The 23,395-nt window shown below is 56.3% G+C and carries 15 protein-coding genes; 3 read left to right on the forward strand and 12 right to left on the reverse strand.

Features of this window, described 5'->3' with window-relative positions:
* Nucleotides 1-112 precede the first annotated feature (112 nt).
* The 5 genes from R84865_RS05425 to R84865_RS05445 form a co-directional block, all read right to left on the reverse strand.
* Entirely contained in the window at nucleotides 113-2,452 is a 2,340-nt protein-coding gene (locus R84865_RS05425; protein WP_435631005.1) for an ABC transporter permease, read from the reverse strand.
* Nucleotides 2,445-3,539 (reverse strand): HlyD family secretion protein, encoded by a 1,095-nt coding sequence (locus tag R84865_RS05430; protein ID WP_435636547.1) that lies wholly within the window; start codon nucleotides 3,537-3,539, stop codon nucleotides 2,445-2,447. The genes R84865_RS05425 and R84865_RS05430 overlap by 8 nt, the downstream gene beginning before the upstream one ends.
* Nucleotides 3,540-4,381: 842 nt before the next feature.
* Complete coding sequence (locus R84865_RS05435) at nucleotides 4,382-5,911, reverse strand: CoA transferase (RefSeq protein ID WP_435639044.1); 1,530 nt, start codon at nucleotides 5,909-5,911, stop codon at nucleotides 4,382-4,384.
* Nucleotides 5,912-6,069: 158 nt separating this feature from the next.
* Nucleotides 6,070-7,023 carry a 3-hydroxyacyl-CoA dehydrogenase NAD-binding domain-containing protein gene (locus R84865_RS05440; protein WP_435631008.1) on the reverse strand — a complete coding sequence of 318 codons (954 nt, stop codon included), beginning with the start codon at nucleotides 7,021-7,023 and terminating at the stop codon, nucleotides 6,070-6,072.
* A 317-nt stretch (nucleotides 7,024-7,340) separates the two neighbouring features.
* Entirely contained in the window at nucleotides 7,341-9,821 is a 2,481-nt protein-coding gene (locus tag R84865_RS05445; RefSeq protein ID WP_435639045.1) for a membrane-bound PQQ-dependent dehydrogenase, glucose/quinate/shikimate family, read from the reverse strand.
* Nucleotides 9,822-10,160: 339 nt separating this feature from the next.
* On the opposite strand from R84865_RS05445, the gene R84865_RS05450 reads away from it, so the two are divergent.
* Nucleotides 10,161-11,135, forward strand: a complete 975-nt coding sequence (locus R84865_RS05450; protein ID WP_435639046.1) for an alpha/beta fold hydrolase — start codon at nucleotides 10,161-10,163, stop codon at nucleotides 11,133-11,135.
* 229 nt (nucleotides 11,136-11,364) lie between these two features.
* Entirely contained in the window at nucleotides 11,365-12,339 is a 975-nt protein-coding gene (locus R84865_RS05455) for an alpha/beta fold hydrolase (protein ID WP_435639047.1), read from the forward strand.
* 129 nt (nucleotides 12,340-12,468) lie between these two features.
* Here R84865_RS05455 and ilvD read toward each other — a convergent pair whose 3' ends face one another.
* Both ilvD and R84865_RS05465 read right to left on the reverse strand, forming a co-directional pair.
* A complete protein-coding gene (ilvD, locus tag R84865_RS05460) occupies nucleotides 12,469-14,319 on the reverse strand; it encodes a dihydroxy-acid dehydratase (RefSeq protein WP_435631012.1) in 1,851 nt (616 codons plus the stop codon).
* Nucleotides 14,320-14,932: 613 nt separating this feature from the next.
* A complete protein-coding gene (locus R84865_RS05465; RefSeq protein WP_435639048.1) occupies nucleotides 14,933-16,279 on the reverse strand; it encodes an aspartate aminotransferase family protein in 1,347 nt (448 codons plus the stop codon).
* A gap of 255 nt (nucleotides 16,280-16,534) precedes the next feature.
* Here R84865_RS05465 and R84865_RS05470 point away from each other — a divergent pair, with 255 nt between their 5' ends.
* Nucleotides 16,535-17,293, forward strand: coding sequence for an SDR family NAD(P)-dependent oxidoreductase (locus tag R84865_RS05470; RefSeq protein WP_435639049.1), 759 nt, complete (start codon nucleotides 16,535-16,537; stop codon nucleotides 17,291-17,293).
* An 81-nt stretch (nucleotides 17,294-17,374) separates the two neighbouring features.
* Here R84865_RS05470 and lon read toward each other — a convergent pair whose 3' ends face one another.
* The 5 genes from lon to ribBA form a co-directional block, all read right to left on the reverse strand.
* A complete protein-coding gene (gene lon, locus R84865_RS05475; RefSeq protein WP_435639145.1) occupies nucleotides 17,375-19,777 on the reverse strand; it encodes an endopeptidase La in 2,403 nt (800 codons plus the stop codon).
* 164 nt (nucleotides 19,778-19,941) lie between these two features.
* Nucleotides 19,942-21,048, reverse strand: coding sequence for a thiamine-phosphate kinase (thiL, locus tag R84865_RS05480; RefSeq protein WP_435639050.1), 1,107 nt, complete (start codon nucleotides 21,046-21,048; stop codon nucleotides 19,942-19,944).
* Between the two features lie 8 nt (nucleotides 21,049-21,056).
* Nucleotides 21,057-21,563 carry a transcription antitermination factor NusB gene (gene nusB / locus R84865_RS05485; RefSeq protein WP_435631016.1) on the reverse strand — a complete coding sequence of 169 codons (507 nt, stop codon included), beginning with the start codon at nucleotides 21,561-21,563 and terminating at the stop codon, nucleotides 21,057-21,059.
* On the reverse strand, nucleotides 21,563-22,051 hold the full coding sequence (gene ribH / locus R84865_RS05490; protein ID WP_435636540.1) for a 6,7-dimethyl-8-ribityllumazine synthase: 489 nt from the start codon (nucleotides 22,049-22,051) through the stop codon (nucleotides 21,563-21,565). Before ribH ends, nusB begins: the two co-directional genes overlap by 1 nt.
* 133 nt (nucleotides 22,052-22,184) lie before the next feature.
* Nucleotides 22,185-23,318, reverse strand: a complete 1,134-nt coding sequence (ribBA, locus tag R84865_RS05495; protein ID WP_435639051.1) for a bifunctional 3,4-dihydroxy-2-butanone-4-phosphate synthase/GTP cyclohydrolase II — start codon at nucleotides 23,316-23,318, stop codon at nucleotides 22,185-22,187.
* Between the last annotated feature and the right edge of the window lie 77 nt (nucleotides 23,319-23,395).

Below are 23,395 nucleotides of genomic sequence, written 5' to 3' on the forward strand. Positions count from 1 at the left end.
TACAAGGTCTGCGGGCGCAGCGGCGTTCATTCAACCGATACCACAAAAAAACCTGCTTCACAGGGAAGCAGGTTAAGCAAACCAATCAGTAACGTTATCTAACGCAGCAGCGCTACGACGCAGGTGAAAGTACGTTGACTCCCTCTATGCGCTGCTCCTCGGGCACTTCAAACGGCCCTTCGGGGCTGCCTTTAGGCTTGCAAATCACCAGACGCCACCACGCCAACGCCACTAAAACAGCCATCAACACGCACAGCTTTCCGGCAATGGGCAGCATCTCGTGTGGTGTAGCGCCTTGCGAATTCAGCATCGAGAAGCCGTCGGTCATGAGCGTAGAGGGGAAGATCATGAACACGTCGTTAATGATATCGGGAATGTTGAAGGTGGCGTATGCGCCGCCGGTTGCATAGAACGTCAACATCGAGGTCGGCCCAAGTAACATGCTCGTTTGGTAAATACGATCAAGGAAGCTTCCAATCAGCATGCCCAAAGCCGAACTTGCTACCGAGAACATCAGCGCTAGCCCCACCAGCACAAACAGATTACCGAGCAGAGGATATGCCAACCACCAGTACACCAGGCCAAAGACGAAACACGCTCCCAGAAAACTGACCGTTGTCCAGCCGCACAGGGTGCCGAAGAACTGCGCCGAGTTGAGCGACCAGAGCCCCTGCCCACGTCTCATTGCGGTCAGCATAGAAGCGCCAAACACCGTGGTTTGCTGCAAGATCAGCACAAACACCAGCGGCATTACGAAGGTTTCGTACCCGTTGGTATGGTTATAAAGCGGCAGCCCTGCAATGCCTCCGCTCGCACGGCCCGGTGGCGAATCAACATCGCGGGTAGCCGTCAGGGCACTGACAATCGTACTTTGCAGATTGCCCGCTATCGACATGTAGCCACCGTTCATCTGCACCAGCACGCCGCCTTGTCCACCGCGCTCAATGTCGTGCTTGAAATCAGTGTCGATGGTAATAGCAGCGTATACCTGACGGTTGCGCAGCATTTGCATGGCTTCATTGGTGCGCTGCGGTTCTTCAGTAACGTCCACCACGCGAGTGGATTTCAGGTTTTTAATGAATTCTTGAGACAGCGAGGAGTGATCGAGATCCACCACCGCTACTGGAATGAAATCGTTGACCTGCGATGAATAAGCGGCGGGATAAAACAAGCTGAACAGCACCAGCGAGCTTACCGCCGTGGACTTGAGGCTCTTGGAGGCAAAAATATCTTTGATCGTTGCTCCGTACCCGTCCTTGAAGCCAGTGAAGCCGACCGTTCCTAACTCGTAGCCGGGAATTGGCTTGGCATAGGTTGCGTTAAACAGCATCCGACCGAGCAGCAGCGGGATCACGATATAAAGCGACAAGATGCCAAGGTTATGCAGGCTTACCGAAATATCACTGCCAAGATTCACCTGTTCCATTTGAATTTTGAAGTAGTGCGTAAACGGTTGCAGCCCGCTCCAAAACTTCGCCCACCAGCCCGCATGAATCAGCGATAGCGTCGCGCTGCCATAGCTAAGCGCAGCACTGGCATATAGCGTAGATATCCCAAGCGCCGACTGAGTAGCGCGCGTCAGGATCAGCATCATAATGGAGATACACCCGGTGGCATAGCACATGACCACCAGTGCCGCGATGAACAACCAGGCGCTTCCTGCGAATGGCCAGCCGCGAATCTGTACAAACCACACCCAGAAACACAGCAGCAAAATCAGCGTTATCAAGGCATAGGGAGTGATACGCCCGAAGGCATCCATAAACCACTGCCCCGTCGTCAGCTTACGCAGATAGGCTCGGGATTCAGGGGTAAAGAGCACTCGTCCATAGGCCCGAACAACCGAACCACCCAGCGCAATGAACGACACCACGGAGATCGCAATAGGCACCAGAAAACGTTCAAAGCTGTTCTGCGCATTGCTTATTGCGGTAATTTGCGGAGTGAAGGGAGCCGGCGCGCTGGCGCCGGAGCGGCCACGCATGGCCGAATTGACCGCTGACTGCATGGCATCCGCCGCCGCATTCTGGAGCCCGAGGTAAGCAATACTGCCGACACTGCGCCATTGGGTGTTGTAGCGAATAGCCACGTTGCGATCATCGCCGCGAAACAGCGCGCCTTCTGCCCCTCGCGGAATTTCGATCGAAGCAAATACCTTATTGGTACGCATCAGATGCTGCGCTTCTTCGTTGCTCGTTACGCTTGCCAGCAATGCAATATCACGCGAGGCATTGATGTTACTGATGATCTGGCGGCTCATCGCGGAATGGTCGTGATCTACCACCGCCACGGGGACATCCTGCGTTACCCCACGGCTGAACAACGCAGCCATTAGCACAATGACCAGTGGCAGCACTCCAAACAGCAGCGTCTGAGTGATGCGATCACTGCGCAGGAAGTCAACCTCCTGCCCCAGCGCCGTCTCAAAGCCGAGGGAACGACGCTTAGTCATGATGCGGCGGCCAGTCATATAGGACCGTCATGCCGGGACGCATACCGTCAACCGCTTCGAGCGAGCGCAGCCGCACCTCAAACGTACGCACATCGTAACCGCTGGCCTGCCGCGTTGCGCGCCAGGTAGCAAAGCTGGCTTTCGGGTTAATGAAGGTCACCTTGAATTCGACCTGCTTATCTCCCAACGCAGGAATATGTCCAGTCACCTTGTCGCCCATTTTCAGCGAGTTGAAACGGTCCTCGCGCAGATTCACCGTCACCCACAGGTTGTTGAGATCGATCATGCTGAACAGCGGCGTACCGGCACCGATCAGCTCACCTTGGTTGGCAAAACGCTTGGCAACCTCACCGTCAACCGGAGCCGCCACGTTCATCTCTTTCACCAGCGAAGTAGCCGATTCAAGCGACGCCTGGGCAACGCCCTCGTCGGAGGCTGCGATGCGACGGTCTTCTTCACGGTCACCGCGCACTGCTTCCAAATACTGCTGGTGGGTCGATTGAGTTTGCTGACGCGCCGCGTCACGCCTTGCCACTGCATCGTCGCGATTCTGGGTGGATACCGCCCCGCGGCGATGAAGCTCTATCGCACGATCCGCGGAAATATTGGCCAACCGCTCATCGGACTGGGCACTCAACCACTGGGATTTCAGCGAGCGGATATCTTCTTCACGCTGTCCATTATCGGAACGGTCCTTAGCGGCCTGGGCACGCTCCAACTGATGCGTTGCCTGAAGCTGATTAGCCGATGTTTGAGGATCGGTCATAAAGGCCATCATCTGACCTTCGGTGACACTGTCGCCCTCGTGCACCAGCAGTTCGCTGACCCTACTGGTTACCTTACTGGTGACGTTGATCTCATCAGTATCGACAATCCCTTCCAGCGGTGCGTTATCAGCACTATGTGCAAGGATCAGTCCGGCAATGATCGCCACAATCAATACGATGAGAATGAGCAGCCTGATGCGTTTCTTCTTGCCGTTACCGCCGCCTTTCTGATCGCCTTCGTCGCGATTTTCGACAGCAGCATCGTCGCCCGACTGCGGTTCGTTGGAGGGTGAAGTGTAGTTTGGGTCTGATTCAGGCATCTCTTGGAGTTCTTGTACAAGTTTTTAGTCACAAATGCGGCTTCCAGAGGAGGCGCACATCGCTCACGGCTAATAAAGATGCACTCATGAGGTGCAAATCGACGTTTTGGTGGAAACTGACACGCTTCGCTCCAACGTTGCTGAAGCAGAAGGTTTTCTCGCAGACTGCCTGTTCACCGTTTCCAGCACAGGCAAATTTGTCAGCCCACCCCCTGCTACCCTTACAAATGGCCATCGGCCACTTGGCTCGGGACATTCTTCGCATTTTTCAGCGCATTACCCCACGCCACCAGAGGGACAATCGGCTTCAACATCTACCTATAGAGCAATAAACGTGCCAACAATTAAGCACCTACTGCGGTTGTATTCCATAATTTCCGCCTTAAGACACCATAGTAATTAACAGCCTAATCGTCCAGCGAATGCACGTGACAATATGAATCCTGAAACCATGGCAATGGTAACGGTTGCAGTTAAAGAAACCATGAAACCCAGCCATGCGGCCTGCGTTAGACCAAAGGATTAGAAATTAACACCCGAGAAATACCGGATTTTAGACGTTTTAGTAAATATGCAAATAAAACAGAAGTATCACGCCGAGAGAAGGAGTTACATTTATTAACACACGGTCCGCCTGTCGAGCTTATGGGTAATAAGAGTTACCCACCCTTAAATGCACCAAAGAGGTGCCATTACAGTTAATCACCTAAATTCGCCCTTATATGGTGCATGGCAATAATGGCAGGCGCATCTATGGGGCTCTCCCCCGCCGTTCCCATACAGCAACAGGGCGCCCATACTGGACGCCCTGCGTTAGGCCAAGCTGGATAAATGATGGCGTGTTAGCGATGTTCCCACTCGGGCTTGCTGGAGCGCAGCGGCTTCAGCAAATGCTTGTAGTAGCCCGGAGTGCGCGTCATCTCAACCTGCTCGGCGACGCCCTTGTAAAAGCCCATTTCGGTTTCTGCGAGAATCGGATCAGGATCAACGTAAGCGTGCTCGTCGTCGGAGTCAGCGGTATCGCGAGCGTACTGCTGATCATAGATGCCTAACGACATCAGCCACGTGACGGTGCGCGCCAGCGATACCGTTACCTTGTAGCTACCCCCCTCTACCGCACGGCGCTTGAGTGCCTCAAGAATACCTACGGAGGCTAGCCAAGCGGCGACAAAGTCGCTGATGATGCCGATTTTTGGCGTCATGTGCGGTTCGCTGGAGGGATCTGTGTTGCCACCCACACTGTCAGACCAATAAGGACCAGCGAAGGCACCCGTTGAAACGTCGAAACCAGCGCGCTGCGACCAGGGCCCTTCTTCACCGGTGAAGTACACCGCTGCATGAATTAGGCCGGGGTGCTTGTGGCCGAGGGTGTTGGCATCGAGGCCGTGCTTATCAAGGAAGCCATTACGGCGGTTGGAGAAGAAGACATCGGACCCCGCCAGCAATTGATCGAAGGTGCGGCGATGTTCATCATTGCCAGTGAAGTCGAGTACCGAGGAGCGCAAACCCACATAAGAGGTATAGTGGAACAGCGAATGCTCGTAATCCTGGGGCCTGAAGATGTTCAGTGCGTCAGCACCGTGCAGCGCCAGCGCGCGACCAATGCCGGCTCCCGCGATCACATGCCCTAGCCCCAATGCACGAATACCGCTTAGCACGTCGCCGCCCGCCGCGAAGGGGACCGGATCGCTATCGGCCACCTTCTCTACCGTAATCAGCGGCGCTTTTTTCAGCACATCCTGAAAGACATCAAGCTCAAGAAACTCTTCAGGACTGCGCAGTACGTACATCGGAATGCCAGCGCCGTCGGCGGCGGCCTTCTCGAGCTCAAACGAGTCCCACTGGGCGATGGCCGCGGTCACGCTCTCGAGATCAGGGGTACATTTCAGAAGCGTTAACGCCGCGTTGCGCAGGCGCGGATAGTTGCAGGAGAGGTAGATGTAACGACCGTCCTTACATTTGAAGAATCCTTTGCGCACTTCCGATTCGATCTCGGAATCCATCGCGCCAGGCTGACCATTGACGGTCTCAAGATAGCCTTCAAAGAAGGTGGCAAAACGGCGTAGCGCCTTGCGAACGTCAACATGAATATCTTGCGACTGACCGGTTTTCAATTTCCAGATGGCCGCAATCTGCGATGCTTTTGCCGCTAGCCCGACTGCTGAAAAGGATGCAAACCTAAACACGCTGGGAATAACGGGATCCTTGCCATAAAAGGTCAACTTGCCACCGAACTCCGACAGCGAGGCACCCACCGCGTTGAGCACCTTTTCCGTTTCAGCGTGCAAATCGAAATTATTATCGCCATCACTGGCGATTCTATTTTCAAAGCCCCTTCTGATCGCCTTCTCAAGATCTTCGGTAGTAGCCATGTAACTTTCCCCTTAATTCTGAGTGAATCGGACCTAAACGCGACACCATAGCGGGCTTCGGCTGTAAACGCGCAGTGCCCCCCCTAGCCTCGCGCCACGCTTGTCATAACAGCAGCCCATCACCGGCGCAGCTTCCATGCCCTTAGGTAATCCAGCGGCTATTTCGACGCTTTCAGCGACTTAAGCGCATTGATGATGCTAATTTCCTCGACATCACGCTCATCGGCGAGCTGCTTGATTGAGCGATCGCCGTAGCCTTCCTCGATTTGCTTCAGCAGCGTCTCTTTGGTGCTTTCGTCGAAGCTAACGTCGTGTTTCCCGAACTCTTTCCAACGCACTTCAAGACCTGGGCCCAACTGATCAAGAAAATGGGCGAAACCGCCGTCGCCACCGCCCAAGTGGAAGGAAAGGAAAGGACCGCCGGTTGCCCAGCGAATACCCAGTGACTGGGTGACGACCTGATCAAGGTCTTTGACGGATACGACGCCACGCGCCACAAGCGATACACATTCTCTGAAAATAGCGGCTTGCAGACGATTAGCGACAAAACCCGATACTTCCCGTTTAAGTTCGAGCGGAGATTTGCCCAATGCGGAATAAAACGCCATTGCTTTATCAATAACCTCGCGGGAGGTTTTTTCACCAGGCACCACTTCCACTAGAGGTAACAGATGGGGCGGGTTAAACGGATGGCCGATGATCAAACGTTCTGGCTGGCTCATCTCCTTGGACTGCTTGGTCGCCACAATGCCCGAGCTTGAGGAGAGCAACAGCGCACTCTCAGGGGCAGCCTTCTCAATACGCTTCCACAAACCCGCTTTGAAATCGAGACGCTCAGGACCGTTCTCTTGTATGAAATGACTGTCAGCGACCGCCTTCTCAGTATCCGCCTCGAAGCTTAGATGATCATAGTTGAATGCCGGGAAGCCCATGTCGATCAGCGTTGGTTCGTTTTGCTTAATGTGGCCTATCGCCACCTTTTCGATATCATCGGCAGGGTCGCTTATCACCACCTGCATGCCGTTGGCGAGGAATAGCGATGCCCACGAAGAACCAATCACCCCACCACCAATCACCGTCACGTGTTTATCTTTTAATATATTATCGCTCATCACCTTCCCTCTCGATGCCATTAATTAATATGCTAACTAATTAGCCTAGCCACTCAGTGTAGTGCTGTCATGAATATTGCTTGAACAACAGTGTTGCCAGTACGACACAGGTGTCATAAAACCATCATATTGAGTGCCTTATAACGCCCGTGCTGAAGGGAAAAACGCGCTAAAAACGCGTGGCAGCGCTGGCCGCCGGACATAGCAAGACCGGCACACGCGCGATGTTATTTATTTCGTAAATTAAGTAATAATTAAAAACTATAAAAAACGGCCCCTTAATAGGGGCCGTCTTAATTGGCAGTTAACGATCGTTTCTAATCGTTGTCATCATCCAAGGAATAGGCAATGACATAATCACCTCGTGCAGGCTGACCACGCGAGCCGCTGGCAGTGACCACCACGTACTGCCGGTGAGTGTTCGGCGACACATAGGACATCGGTGTCGACTGTCCTCCCACGGGTAGGCGAGCTTTCCATACTTCCTTGCCTGTTTCTACATTGTAAGCGCGCAGGTAATGGTCTTGAGTGCCACTGTAGAAGACCAGACCTCCGCCAGTAGACAACGGCCCACCCATACTAGGCATGCCAAGGGGAACGTGCAGCGGCAGCGGAACGGTATCTTCGACGGTGCCCGCTGGCTTCTGCCACACTATCTTGCGTGTTTTCAAATCAATTGCAGAGATGGTGCCATAGGGCGGCGCATTACACGGCACCCCAAGCACCGAGAAGAAATAGCTGATGTAAGCGCCATATGGAGTGCCAAGCTGCGCCGACAGGCCTACATGGCCGTCGCCACCAACAGAGCTGTCGACGTATTTACGAGGAATCAGCGTGTTGCTCATCGCGATGCGAGTGTCGTTGATGATCAAGTAATCATTCTTGTGATCGACGGACATTCCGCCCCAGTTCATGCCGCCGGCATTGGATGGGTAGATCAGCGATCCTTGCTCGGATTGCGGCGTGAAATCCCCCTCATAGCGCATCTTGCGGAAGGCCACGCGGCACATCAGCTGATCGATCGGCGAGATACCCCACATGCTGCGCTCAGTGAGCTCGGGGTCACGAATCGCTGGCATGCCAGTCGAATAGGGTTGGGTGGGGCTAGCGCGCTCACCCTCTGGCAAGTGATCGGTGGGTACCTTGCGCTCTTCCACCGGTCCAATCGGTTTACCGTTGCGGCGATCTAGCACGAAGATTTCACCGCGCTTGGTTGCCTGCAACAGTGCCGGTACTCGCTCGCCCTTGCCGTTAGGAATATCGTAAAGCACAGGGTGAACCGGAACGTCGTAGTCCCACAGGTCGTGGTGAACCGTCTGGAACTTCCAGCGTTCACGGCCAGTGTGAATATCCACCGCCACAACCGAGGAATTGTACTTGTCGCTCGCCTCGCTGCGCTCGCCGCCCCAATAATCTGGCGTGGCATTGCCAAGCGGCAGGTAAACCAGCCCCAGTCTTGCATCAACGGTGGGGAACGCCCATACGTTCGGCGTGCCACGGGTGTAGGTTTCCCCCTTCGGCGGGGTGGTATGAATATCCGGATTGCCCAGGTCCCATGCCCACACCAGCTTACCGGTATCAGCGTCGTAGGCTCTAACGACTCCAGACGGCTCGCCAACAGAATGGTTGTCCAGTACCCAGCCAGAAATGATCACCAGCCCATTTTCGACCACCGTAGGACCAGAGGTTTGCATATAGAACCCTGGGGTTATTTCGCCCATGTTCTCTTTGAGATCGACTTCACCGTTGTTGCCAAATGCGTCGCAGCGCTTGCCGTTGCCAGCGTCCAAGGCAATGATGCGGGCGTCCATGGTGCCCATGTAGATACGGCGCCGACACATGGCGGAGTCATCGCCTTGAGCATTCGGCTGTGAGTGAGAAGGCGTTTGAGCGGCGCTTTCCGACGACGCAGATGAGCTGCCGGCATTGCGTGACTGATAGGTATTTTTCGACAGATCGGCGTAGCCCAGCGAGCGGCAGCGATACCAGATTGGCGGCGCTTCTGCCTTCGAGTCGAAGGTCCAACGCTGTTTTCCACTATCGGCGTCCAACGCGAAAACGCGGTCATGCGGTGAACAGGTAAACACCGTATCACCCACTTGCAGCGGCGTATTCTGATCTTCTGCACCTTCCGTTGCGATATCGCCGGTGCGAAACTTCCACGCGACCTTCAGCTTGCTTACGTTATCGATGTTGATCTGATCGTAGGGAACATACGAATTTCGATCGTCCGTGCCGCCATAGCCCGTCCAATCTTTCATGTGATCGGCGCTATCAGCACGCTGCCCCTCTTCGACGCGATCAGATGCGTTGAGCGGCTTCTTGAACGCCTCATTTGCATCGCTGATCTTGTGCTCAACAAAGAGTTGCGCGAAGACAATGATAGCGACCACTGTAAAGATGACTGCCACACTTCCCCATAACCGCCACGCAGCGCGACGGCCGCCATGTTTATCTTCGGTCTGGAAAGGCGTTGCCAGCGCGATGACGACGCCGCTGACGAGCGGTTCGAAAATACGAGGGAACAGCATCCAGAAGTGTGCGCCCACCTCCCAGAATGCCCAGATAAGGGTAGCGATCACCCAGGCTAAATAGATCAGCGATCCTGTTTTACGCCCCAGCGCAAACAGCACCCCTGCAATGAGGATGACCACACCGGAGATCAGGTAGTAGTAACTTCCACCTTCTGCCGCTAGTTCGCTTCCCCACCATAAGAACGCGGCGACCTTCAGTATTAACAGCAGGCAGATAACTGCGACGACCAGTTTCAGCCCCCATGAACGCTTTTGTTCCTTCATTTTTTTCCACCGTTACGATTCCCTTGCAACATGATTTGACGCTTTTTTTAGTCGCCGCACACGCGAAGACCTGTAGATGCGCGACTCAGAAGCACCTTATTGCGAGCGTTACCTATCAACGCCTGCATGTCGGACCAGCGTTACATCATCAAGTGTAGCCAATGCTAAGAATCATGTTGGAATAAGTGCCGCTGTGGTGGGGGTTGTAGCGCGATGGAGTGTGGGAATCAGCATTTACGTCGAATGGATATAAATTTTTTCCACGATGCGACCGATACTAATAATCGCTATTCGACGTAATAGCAGTGACATCAATCCTATAATAGAGAGAGATACGCCATGAGCACTTATCCACTAGATGCACAACGCCTTAAAGATAGCCGTCAGCAAGAAGAACGGCCTAACTTTGCCACCAACGGTCAGCAGAAGATCGCCTATTTCGAATACGGCCCCTCCGCCGATGAGGCCCCCACGGTGGTAATCACTGGTGGCTGGCCATGGAACAGCAGCCGCCACGTGCACTTTGCCCTGCGTCTGGCTGATCTGGGCCTGCACGTGATTCGCTACGATCAGCGTGGCTCGGGCGCGAGTTCGCACCCACATGGCGTGGATGCCTACTCGATGCCAAACCTTGCAGAAGATCTGGGTGCTGTCCTTGATGCTGCCACTCCCAAGGACAAGAAAGTCTATATCTTCGGTGAAGCCTGGGGCCCCTTCATTGGCTGTGAATACACCAACATCAACCCCGATCGCATTGCGTCGATCATCTCGGTGGGTGGCCCCAGTCTTGACGTTGGCTTCGGTACGTTGGTTCGCCTTACCAAAGAAGCAGCGGACGATCATTCCCTGATCGAGCCCGTGGCTAAGCAGTGGGCGGCGCTTTCGTATCAGTTTGCCATCTCGATCCCAGTGCTGCCGGAATTGCTGTTCGCTACCGGTATTCCCACCGTGATTGTCAATCTGGTTACGCTAGCGGCCACCGATGCGCTCGATGAGCTGATCAAGGATCCGCTGTCGATCATCGACCAACCTACCAACGTTCACGACACCATCTACGGTATCAATAAGTACCGCTGGTTTATCTACAACCGCTTCCCGCACCCGAAGTACGACTACATCAATGTGCCGCTGCTGAAGGTGTTCCAGCTTGATGGCGACTTCATTGAAACGGAAATTCTGCTGGATGGACTGGAAAACCAGACGCCGAACCTGGAAGTCAGCTACGTAACAGGTAACCACCTGAACTATCTGCTGGGGGAAACCGGCGACAAGATGGTTGAAGGCATCTTCGATGCCATCGAGAAGACTCAGTAAGCATCACTGGCAATCTTCTCACTGGGCCGTTTGCCACATCAGGCCAATACCTTACGACGCCCTGCATCACGCAGGGCGTCCTTTTTCCTTCAGCAGCACTTTTCAAGCACAAGCGTGTGGGAGGCGTCATTTACGTCGAGTGACGGTAAATTTTTTTCACGATACCACCGATACTGATGATCGCTATGCAGCGTATAGCGAATCTACACAATAGAGAGAGACGTTCACCATGAGCAAATATCACTTTGATCAACAACGCATCGAGCGTAACGATACCCTGGCCGGGCGCCACAATTTCGCTAAAAACGGTAAGCAGAAGATTTCCTACTTCGAGTATGGCCCAAGTGCAGAAGAGGCACCTACGGTGGTCATTACTGGCGGCTGGCCTTGGGACAGCAGCGGTTTCGATAATCGTTCCCGTCTGTTGGCCGAGATGGGGCTTCACGTGGTGCGCTACGACCAACGTGGCTCGGGCGCTAGCTCGCATCCGCACGGCGTTGATGCCTATTCGATGCCAACCCTCGCTGAAGATTTGGGGGCTGTGCTTGATGCCACCACCCCCAAGGACAAGAAAGTCTATATCTTCGGTGAAGCCTGGGGCCCCTTCATTGGCTGCGAATACACCAACATCAACCCCGATCGCATTGCGTCGATCATCTCGATTGGCGGCCCTAGCCTGGACGTTGGTTTCGGTACGCTGATTCGTCTTACCAAAGAAGCTGTCAACGACCATTCGCTGATCGAACCCGTGGCTAAGCAGTGGGCGGCGCTTTCGTATCAGTTCGCCATCTCGATTCCGGTACTGCCGGAGCTGCTGTTCGCCACCGGTATTCCCACCGTGATTGTCAATCTGGTGACAATGGCGGCGGCCGATGCGCTCGACGCGCTGATCAAGGATCCGCTATCGGTTATCGATCAACCTACCAACGTTCACGACACCATCTACGGTATCAATAAGTACCGTTGGTTTATCTACAACCGCTTCCCGCATCCGAAGTACGACTATATTAATGTGCCGCTACTGAAGGTGTTCCAGCTCGACGGCGACTTCATTGAAACGGAAATTTTGCTGGACGGGCTGGAAAATCAGACACCTCAGTTGGAGGTGACTCACGTATCAGGCAACCACCTGAATTTCATGTCAGGAGAAAGCGGCAAGATCATTACTGCGGGCATTTTCGATGCCATCGAGAAGACTCAGTAAAGATCACTGGCAATCTGCTCACTGGGCCGCTTGCTGAATCAGGCAAACACCTTGGCCCCAACACAACAACGCCCTGCATGATGCAGGGCGTTGTTATTTCTTCGGTGACACTTCTCGGCCGCGAGCGCGTTAGCGTGATTCCAGCTTGTCGAGATCACGCACCGCACCACGATCGGCGGAAGTCGCCAGCATGGCGTAGGCCTTCAGCGCCGCACTGACGCGTCGGTCGCGTTTGATCGACGGCTTCCACGCCTGATCGCCGCGTGCTTCCATTTGCTCACGACGTGACGCCAGTTCTTCATCTGACAGCACCACATCGATACGCCGCGCAGGAATATCGATACGAATGATGTCGCCGTTTTCAACCAGCCCGATCGCGCCGCCCGAAGCAGCCTCGGGAGAGACGTGACCAATCGAGAGCCCGGAGGTGCCGCCGGAGAAGCGACCGTCGGTCATCAACGCGCACTTCTTGCCCAACCCTTTCGATTTCAGGTACGAGGTGGGGTACAGCATTTCCTGCATGCCGGGACCACCTTTGGGGCCTTCATAGCGAATCACGACGACTTCGCCTTCCTTGACCTTACCGTTCAGCACGTGCTCGACCGCCTGATCCTGCGATTCGACCACATGCGCGGGGCCTTCGAAGAACAAATTGGAATCGTCGACACCAGCGGTTTTCACTACGCAGCCGCTTTCCGCGATGTTACCGAATAGAATCGCCAGGCCACCTTCCTGCGAGAAAGCGTGTTCGGCACTGCGAATACAGCCCTGCGCGCGATCACCGTCGAGGCTGGGCCAGCGCGCACTCTGAGAGAACGCTTGCTGGGTACGAATACCACCAGGACCTGCTTTGTAGAATTCGACGATTTCGGGCGCAGGGTTGCGCATGATATCGAAGCGATCCAGCGCGTCCTTCATGGTCGGGCTATGGATCGTGGGCAGCGAGGTGTCGATGACACCGGCTCGATCGAGCTCTCCCAGAATACCCATGATGCCGCCAGCGCGATGGCAATCCTCAATGTGATATTTCTGGGTATTGGGCGCCAGCTTGCACAGCTGCGGCACCTTGCGCGACAGCGCATCGATGTCGTTGAGGTCGAAATCGACTTCGCCCTCTTGCGCCGCCGCCAACAGGTGCAGGATGGTGTTGGTAGAGCCACCCATCGCGATATCAAGGGTCATGGCATTTTCGAATGCGGCCTTGGACGCGATGCTGCGCGGCAGCACCGATTCATCGCCCTGCTCGTAGTAGCGACGTGCGATTTCGACAACGGTATGGCCCGCTTCTTCGAACAACCGCCGACGGTCGGCGTGGGTTGCCAGCGTGGTGCCGTTACCCGGCAGCGAGAAACCCAGCGCTTCGGTCAGGCAGTTCATCGAGTTAGCGGTGAACATGCCGGAACAGCTGCCGCAGGTGGGGCAAGCGCTGCGCTCGACTTCGGCGAGCTCTTCGTCACTGACCGAGTCGTCGGCGGCCATCACCATGGCATCCACCAGGTCGAGCCCGTGATCAATCAATTTGACCTTGCCGGCTTCCATGGGGCCGCCGGAAACGAACACTACCGGAATATTCAGGCGCATGGCGGCCATCAGCATTCCGGGAGTGATCTTGTCGCAGTTGGAAATACACACCAGCGCATCGGCGCAGTGGGCGTTCACCATGTATTCGACAGAATCAGCAATGATGTCGCGCGACGGCAGCGAATAAAGCATGCCGTCGTGACCCATGGCGATGCCGTCATCCACTGCGATGGTGTTGAACTCCTTGGCCACACCACCCGCTTTTTCAATTTCGCGCGCCACTAGCTGGCCCATGTCCTTCAGATGAACGTGGCCCGGCACAAACTGGGTGAACGAATTGGCGACGGCGATGATCGGTTTATCGAAATCGCCGTCCTGCATACCGGTAGCTCGCCACAGCGCGCGAGCGCCCGCCATATTGCGGCCGCCGGTAGAGGTTTTGGAACGATATTGGGGCATGAAGCTTCCTCATCAGGCAAAGTTGGCGCGATGAAATTCAATTAGAGGTCTCTTGTTGGCATAGCGGCAGCGTGCAACGCCAATAGGCAAGCGGGGGAAGCCCTGCAAATGCTTTGTTGATAACAAAGTGCATGGGGCCAGCAAACAACTGCGGGGGTGGTGCAGCAATATACGCCCAGCAAGCAAGCGGATAACCTTGCCAACGTTCAGCGGGAGCGTCAGCACGGGGGCTAGCAGTAGATAAGCGCCGTGCAGCCCGCTATGACTCGCTCTTTTCGGTGTCTTTTCGACAAGGCGACGGCGAGTGCGGAATACTCTCTAACCTGCCAACAAACGGTCGAACACATAATGCCACATTAGCACAGGTTAGCGCCATAAATCATTCGCTATGAGGCTAATAAACAGCATCTTATTTCACATTTGCGCGCATAGTTGAACAAACAAGCCAAAGAGCCATTGCCTTGTGGGCGATCGCTGCCGACCATTGGCCCTTTCAGCAGTAATTATTGCAGTCTGCCCCGCTTTCCATACCAGACAGAAAGAACGCCAGCGCTGGGTGAGCAACGCTGGCACGTGAGTGGACGAGAGGCTTGCTATGGCGAGCCCGTGACACTTATCGAACCGAGGTTTCGCCGAGCTCGGAAAGCGCCTCATCGATAATCGTCAGCCCCCGCTGAGCTTCTTCTCGCGTAACCACGCAGGGCGGCACCACATGCAGGCGGTTTTCGACAATAAAGGGCAGCAGGCCGCGCTTGATCAGCGCACTCTTGAAGGCGGCCATTCTGGCGTTGGACAGCGGTTCACGCGTATCACGGTGAGCCACCAGTTCCACCGCATGAAAGACGCCTAGTCCACGCGTTTCCCCTATTACCGCGTGACGTTCGGCCAGCGCCGCCAGCCCGGGCGTTAGCACTTCTTCCCCAATAGCAGCCGCGTTGGCAACGATACCGTCGCGCTCCATCACATCCAGCGTGGCAACAATTGCCGCCATGGCAAGGGGATGTCCGGAATAGGTCAAACCACCGTAAAAGAAATGTTCATCGAAATAGTCGCTAAGCGCGTCAGCGATGATGACACCGCCCGCTGGCACGTACCCCGAATTAACGCCCTTAGCGAAGGTAATCAGGTCCGGTTTGACATCAAAATGATCGAGTGCCAGCCAACGCCCGGTGCGGCCAAAACCAGCCATCACCTCGTCGAGAATCAGTACGATGCCGAATTCGTCGGCCAGCGCTCTCACCCCTTTCAAGTACCCTGCCGGCGGTACCAGCACGCCTGCGGTGCCTGGAATGCTCTCCAGCAACAGCGCGGCTATCGAGCCAGGGCCTTCGCTCTCGATCACACGACGCAGATGGTGCAGTGCGCGCTCGCACTCCTGCGCTTCGTCAGCGGCCCAGAATTCAGTGCGGTAAAGGTACGGATTGAAGAAGTGCACGTGCCCGCGCGAATACTCATTGGGTACCCGACGGTAGTCACCGGTCGCGACAATCGCAGCACCGGTACTGCCGTGGTACGACCGGTAGGCCGACAACACCTTGTCACGTCCGGTATAGGCACGCGCCATGCGAATGGCATTCTCGTTGGCATCAGCGCCCGCGTTGGTGAAAAACACCCGCGCGAACCCTTCGGGGGCGCGTGCAAGAATACGCTTCGCTGCTTCGCCGCGTGCCAGATTGGCATGTGCGGGTGCCACCGTGGTGAGCAGCTCGGCCTGCTCCTTGATCGCAGCGATCACCGCAGGATGCTGGTGTCCAATGTTGGTATTAACCAGCTGGCTTGAGAAATCGAGATAGTGATTGCCGTCGTAATCCCACAGCTGACAGCCACTGCCTCCCTTGATCACCAGCGGATCGAGCGTTCCTTGGGTTGACCACGAGTGGAACACGCCCTCGCGGTCAAGGCGCTTCACATCAGCATTAGCGTGTACGTTAGAAAAAAGAGGATCCAATGAGCTGGGCATAGCGGCTCCTGATACATAAAGGTGATGAAAGCAGCGCTTTCGTTATTGCTGTTGTTGTCGTCACTCATCGGCGACACGGCCCGAAGGCACGTACGCCCTGGCGCATAACGCCATTCTCTCCGAGTATAAGGCGCCTGGTTGCCAGTACCACTTTTTTATTGGCGCTCAATCCATTACCGTCAATGGAACACAGCAACGGTGTGAGCGTTCGGTGATGAACGCCGCTGTCGCTTCTGAAAACAATAGGAGAGCAAGATGAGCAAGACTGCCTTTATTACCGGCGCTACTTCTGGCTTCGGTCGCGCTGCGGCACGCCGCTTTGCCGCAGAAGGATGGCAATTGGTGCTGACCGGCCGCCGCGAAGAGCGCCTGCGCGAGATCGAGCGCGAGCTGAGCGACAAGGTAGCGGTGCATATCGCCCCGCTTGATGTGCAAGATGCCGAGGCCGTTAAGCAAGTGGTGAGCGCCCTGCCCGAGCAATTCAAACAGGTGACTTCGCTGGTGAATAACGCCGGACTGGCGCTATCGCCGAAGTCGGCTCAAGAGACCGCGCTTGAAGATTGGCACACCATGGTGGATACCAACATCAAGGGGCTGTTGAACGTAACGCACGCACTGCTGCCTACGCTAATCAGCACTGGGGCCGGTGCCAGCATCATCAATCTTGGCTCGGTGGCCGGCGCGTGGCCCTACCCCGGCAGCCATGTGTACGGTGGCACCAAGGCATTTGTGAAGCAATTCAGCTATAACCTGCGCTGTGACCTGCTGGGCACCGGCGTGCGCGTGACCGATATCGCCCCCGGCATGGCCGAAACCGAATTTACCTTGGTACGCACCAAGGGCGATCAGGCGGCTTCTGACAGCCTCTATGCCGGCACGACACCACTCAGCGCCGAGGATATCGCTGACCAGATCGTGTACGTTGCCACCCTTCCCGACCACATCAATATCAACCGCCTTGAGATCATGCCGGTACGCCAGGCATGGCAGAACTTCGCCGTCGATCGCGATTGAGAACAGCATCACGACATGAAAAAGCGGGCCTTTCCTTTCTGAAAGGCCCGCTTTCGTAGGGGGCTGCTAACGCTAGCTCGGTTAGACGAACACCACCTTGGCAACGTCGTTGTAGCGCGCGGCAAAGTGCACCGTGACGCCCTTCTTAACGTAGTCAGGCAGTTCGTCGTAATCGCGCTGGTTGGCCTTCGGCAGCACCAGTTCGAAGATATTGCTGCGACGTGCGGCAATTACCTTCTCGCGAATACCGCCAACCGGCAGCACCTTGCCGGTGAGCGTCAGTTCACCGGTCATGGCAACGCCCGGCTTGATGGCGCGATTGCGCGCCAGCGATAGCAGCGCGGTCGCCATGGTAACGCCCGCCGAAGGGCCATCCTTGGGCGTCGCACCTTCCGGCACGTGCAGGTGAATGAAGGTTTTGTCCCATGCGTCGGAAGCAAGACCGAAGCTTTTCAGGTTCGATTGCACGAAGCTGTAAGCGATGTTGGCCGACTCTTGCATCACATCGCCCAGCTTGCCGGTAAGCTTCAGGCCGCGATCCAGCGCGTGCACCTTGGTCGCCTCAATCGGCAGCGTGGTGCCGCCCATCGACGTCCACGCCAGCCCGGTCACAACGCCCACGCCTTTCAGCACCTGCTCCTGCTGGAACACTGGCGCGCCGAGGAACTGCTCAAGGTTATTAACCGAGACTTTCACCTTGTCGGCCCCTTCGATCAGCTTGACGGCTGCTTTACGCACGATGCGATGCAGCTGTTTTTCCAACTGACGCACGCCAGCTTCGCGCGCATAGCCTTCGATCACCTGACGCAGCGCCGTATCGGTCAGCGTGATGCGGCTCTTGGCGATCGAGTCACGCTTAAGAAGCTTCGGCCACAGGTGGTGCTTGGCGATGCTCACCTTCTCTTCGGTGATATAGCCCGACAGCCGGATGTTCTCCATACGGTCGTAAAGCGGACCGGGAATGGTATCGAGCTGATTGGCAGTACATACGAACAGCACTTTCGACAGATCGACACGCGCGTCGAGATAGTGATCGAGGAAGTCGACGTTTTGTTCGGGGTCGAGCACTTCGAGCAGCGCAGAAGCAGGGTCGCCCTGATACGACTGACTCAGCTTGTCGATCTCATCGAGCATGATGACCGGGTTTTCAACCTCGACCTCTTTCAGCGCCTGAACGAACTTGCCTGGCATGGCGCCTACGTAGGTGCGGCGATGGCCTTTGATTTCGGCTTCGTCACGCATACCGCCAAGAGAGAAGCGATAGAACTTGCGCCCCAGCGCTTCGGCAATCGAGCGGCCAATCGAGGTTTTACCCACCCCCGGCGGCCCCACCAGCAGCAAAATCGAGCCGCCCACCGAGCCCTTGAAACTGCCTTCTGCAAGAAACTCGACAATCCGCTCCTTCACTTCGTCAAGGCCGTCGTGGTCACGGTTCAGCACCCGTCGCGCGTTTTCCAGATCGAGTTGATCGGTGGAGGTAACGCCCCACGGCATATTGGTCAGCCAATCAAGGTAGTTACGCGTGGTGCTGTATTCCGGAGAACCGGTTTCGAGCACCGATAGCTTGTTTAGCTCATCGTCGATGCGCGCCTGAATATGCTCGGGCACGTGCTTGTCTTCCAAGCGGCCGCGGAAAGTGTCGACATCGTTCTCACGATCGTCTTTGGAGATGCCAAGTTCTTTCTGGATCACCTTGAGCTGCTCACGCAGGAAAAACTCGCGCTGACGCTTCTCCATTTGCGCGTTCACCTGCTGCGAAATTTCACTTTGCAGCTGAGCGACATCAATCTCTTTGTGCAGCAGCGGCAGCACCGCTTTCATGCGATCAATGACCGGCAGTGTTTCGAGTACCGTTTGCAGCTCTTCGCCCTTCGCCGAGGTAATCCCCGCGGCGAAATCGCACAGCGGGCCCGGGTCGTTGGGACTGAAGCGATTGAGGTGGTTTTTCAGCTCTTCACCGTACAGCGGGTTGATCGGCAGCAGCTGCTTGATACCGTTGATGACCGACATCGCGTAGGCGCGGGTCTCGTCGTCTTCACGGTCGACCGGCTCATCGGGATACTCGACATCGACAATGTAAGGCGGCTCGTAGCTCAGCCACTGCACGATGCGGAAGCGCCTGATCCCCTGCGCGACAAACTGCAGGTTGTCGTCGCCGGCCTCGGCACGGTGGACCTTCACCGCAGTGCCCACCTTGGGGAAGTCCATTTGATTCGGGACTTCCTTATCGAGATCACCAACAAACGCTAGCCCCACATTGTGGTGCGCGGTGTCGGCCACCAAGCGCATGGTTTCTTCCCAGCGCTGCCGATGAATCATCAGCGGCTGCACCTGAGCGGGGAAGAACGGCCGGTTATTGATAGGCAGCAGATACAGCCTATGCGGGAGGGCGTCACCGGCCTTGATCACCTGATGGCCCGCTCCCGATTTAGCGTAGGCACTGCCCTGCCCGGGCTGAGAGACATTGTCGGATTCACCGAACATCACAAGGTTGTCGCGCGGATCATGCGTAGGTACATCTGAATTGCGCTGAGTCATGGAATTTTCCTGAAAGCGTAGGCAACCGCTAAGCCGCAATAAGCGAGCCAATAACGAAAATCAATGCGTTAGGAATGTGGGCGCTTGCGCCGTTTATCAAGAGGGGAACGTTAGCGCGTGGCGCTATCACGATGGAAGTGCTGCCAACCGTTGGGCTGCAGGATATCGCCGTTGGTGGTACCAACATGGCTTGGCCCTTGAGTGGTGCGGCCGATAACGGTGAGCGTTTCACCGCATTTTGCCAGCGCTGCGCGCGCATCGCTCAAGGCAGAAGGTGCCAGCGTGACAAGCAGCTGGTAATCGTCGCCGCCATAAAGGGCAGCGTTAATTGCACCCTTGTTTCCCAATTCATCAACGACGTCAGAGGTGATGGGAAGGTGATCGAGCTCAAGCTCAGCGCCAACGTGTGACGCTGCGCACAGGTGATGAAGATCAGCCACCAAACCGTCGGAGATATCCATGCCCGCAGAGGCATGCTCGAGCAGCACGCGTCCGGCCGCTGTTTTCGGGTTTGGATATAGATAGGCGTGAAGCAGTGGATCGTGCTCGATATTGCGATTGCCCTGCTGCCAACGCTTAAGGCCAGCACAGGCACTGCCCAGCGGCCCTGTTACCGCGATCAGCTCACCCGCTTTAGCGCCATCACGACGTAGCGCGCGGCGTAACGGCAATTCGCCCATCACGGTGACCGATACCGCACGTTCGCCGCGCGTTACATCGCCACCCACCAGTGCCAACCGATGCTGATTCGCCAACTCATGGAAGCCGCGACTGAAAGCGGCCACCCAAGCTTCGTCAACCTCAGGCAGCGTGAGTGCCAGCAGGCACCAGCGCGGGGTAGCGCCCATCGCCGCCAGATCGGAGAGACTTACCGCCAGACTGCGATAGCCGATGGCATGAGCAGGGGCATCAGCGGGAAAGTGTACATCGGCAACGGAGGTATCCACGCTCACGACGATCTGATGCCCTGCCGTCGGCACCAGCAGCGCAGCGTCATCGCCGGCGCCCAGCGCCACCCCCGGCGTGGCACCACCGGGGGCTGACGACGAATATCCTGTTGGCGCATCTTGCGAAAGGATCGCTGCGGTTTCCGACGCAGGCGGCGCGATAGCATTGTCGGCGGCTTCCTGCACGCCTGACAGCGGATAACCATCTGCTCGCGTGCCGTGGGGAGCTTTGAGGAGATAGCGCTTGATCAGGTCAAATTCGCCGATCATCAGTGAGCTCAGCGCCGCCGCGCCTCGACTTCAACGCTGCGCAGTGACGCCGCCAGCTTATCGAGCACGCTGTTGACATATTTATGGCCGTCGGTCGCACCGAACTCCTTGGCGAGCTCAACGCATTCGTTGATGACCACTCGATAAGGCACTTCCAGCCGCTCTTTCAACTCGAAAGCACCTAGCCGCAGGATGGCAAGCTCTACGTAATCAAGGTCGGTAATAGCGCGATCAAGCAGTGGATCGATCAGGCCGTCGAGGGCTTCGTGCTGATCGGCAATGCCCTTCAGCAGGTCATGGAACAGACCAAGGTCGGCCATCGCCATGACCTTCACCCAATTTTCTGCGTCCGGCGCGTCTTCGTCGGCCAGTTGGCTGCGGAACTCCACCTCTACCGTCGAGAGCGCTTTTTCACGGTGCTGAAGCTCCCACTGATAAAGCGCCTGAACGGTGAGCTCACGGGCAGCGTGGCGCGCGACCTGCGACTTGGAGGGCTGCTTTTGCGCATTGGCCATTACGCTTCCCCTTCCGTATCGATCTGACGCAGCAGCGAGACCATTTCCAACGCGGCCATGGTGGCTTCGGTGCCCTTGTTGCCCGCTTTAGTGCCAGAGCGCTCGATCGCTTGATCAATGGTGTTAACGGTCAGCACGCCATTGGCGATCGGTGTATCGAAGTCGATTTGCAGGCGGTTAAGCGCCGAGTTGCACTGTCCGGCAATATGCTCAAAGTGAGGCGTGCCGCCGCGGATAACGGCACCCAATGCGATGACCGCATCAGGCGTGTGGCGTTCAAGCACACGCTTGACGGCCAGCGGCAGTTCCCACGCACCGGGCACGTGCACGATGCGAATGTTTTCTTCGTCAACGCCATGGCGCACCAGCGTATCGACCGCCCCTTCTACCAGAGAATCGACAACGTGGTGATTAAAGCGTCCCACCACAATGACATAGCGGCCGTTTACATCAACGAAGCGGCCTTCCAACTGCGCAATAGGTTCCATAGTACTCTCTGCTCGCACCGCGAGCTTTGTTTCATCACTTGGACAGGGCCATCGGGCCTCTGATTCAACTACGCCCGCTCAGGCGATGAGCCAAAGCGGGCGACAATGTTTGGTCAACAGCGCATGGTACAGCTTACCGACTCGAAACGGTATCGCAACCGACCTGCTCAACCACTTCCAGACCGAAGCCCGCCAGCGCCGAGAAACGCAGCGGTGAAGTCAATAGCCGCATGCGCCCTACGCCCAGCGCGCGCAGGATTTGCGCACCGGTGCCGACGGCCAGGTACTGGCCGCTGGCATCCTGGCTACTATCGCGCGGGAGCTGGCGACGCCCAAAGAAGATATCGAGCTGCGTCTTGTAATCGAGCGGAGTGCCGCCTTTATCGAGCAGCACCAGCACGCCGCACGGCTGCTTGCTCAGCACTTCCAGTGCTTCACTGCCGGACCAGCTACGCCCGCCGCTGCTGCTATTCAGCATCAGAATATCACGCAGGCTGTCGGGCACGTGCACGCGCACCGTGACGGTTTGTTCGGGATGCGGCTGTCCATTCACCAGCGCGAGATGGTGCCGACCGGTAATCGAGTCCTTGAAGGTGTGCAGCATGAACTCACCGAAGGCGGTGTTAACCGGTTCAGCGCTCACCTCGGTGATGGTTTGCTGGTGATGAATGCGGTATTCGATCAGATCGGCGATAGTCCCGATGCGAATATCATGCTCGGCGGCGAAGGCTTCGAGATCCTCGCGGCGCGCCATGGTGCCGTCATCGTTCATCACTTCACAGATAACGCCCGCTGGCTCGAATCCTGCCATCGCGGCAAGATCACAGGCAGCCTCGGTATGCCCGGCACGGCGCAGCACGCCACCGTCTTCACTAATCAGCGGGAACACGTGCCCCGGCTGTACAATATCGCTGGCAGTAGCGCCACGAGCGGCGGCTACGCGAATGGTCCGAGCACGATCAGCCGCCGAAATACCGGTGGTAATACCGTTGGCCGCTTCGATCGATACCGTAAATTTGGTGCCGAAGCCGGAGCCGTTGTCGCGCACCATTAAATCAAGCCCCAACTGCTTGGCACGCTGGCGGCTAAGCGGCATGCAAATCAGGCCTCGCGCGTGGCGAGCCATGAAATTGATGTGCTCGGCCTCGACGCATTCGGCGGCGATAATAACGTCACCTTCGTTTTCACGTCCTTCATCGTCGAGCAGGATAACCATCTTGCCTTGAGCAATGTCACTGACCAGATCTGCTACCGAAGATAACGCCATGTCACCCATTCCTTTCAAGCATTGCTAAATAAGGCCTCTATGCCGCCGCCCAGATACAGGTGAGCCACATAGTACCG

Origin of the sequence: Carnimonas bestiolae, from assembly GCF_051251145.1 — a bacterium.
In the GTDB taxonomy this organism is placed as follows: Bacteria; Pseudomonadota; Gammaproteobacteria; order Pseudomonadales; family Halomonadaceae; genus Carnimonas; species Carnimonas bestiolae.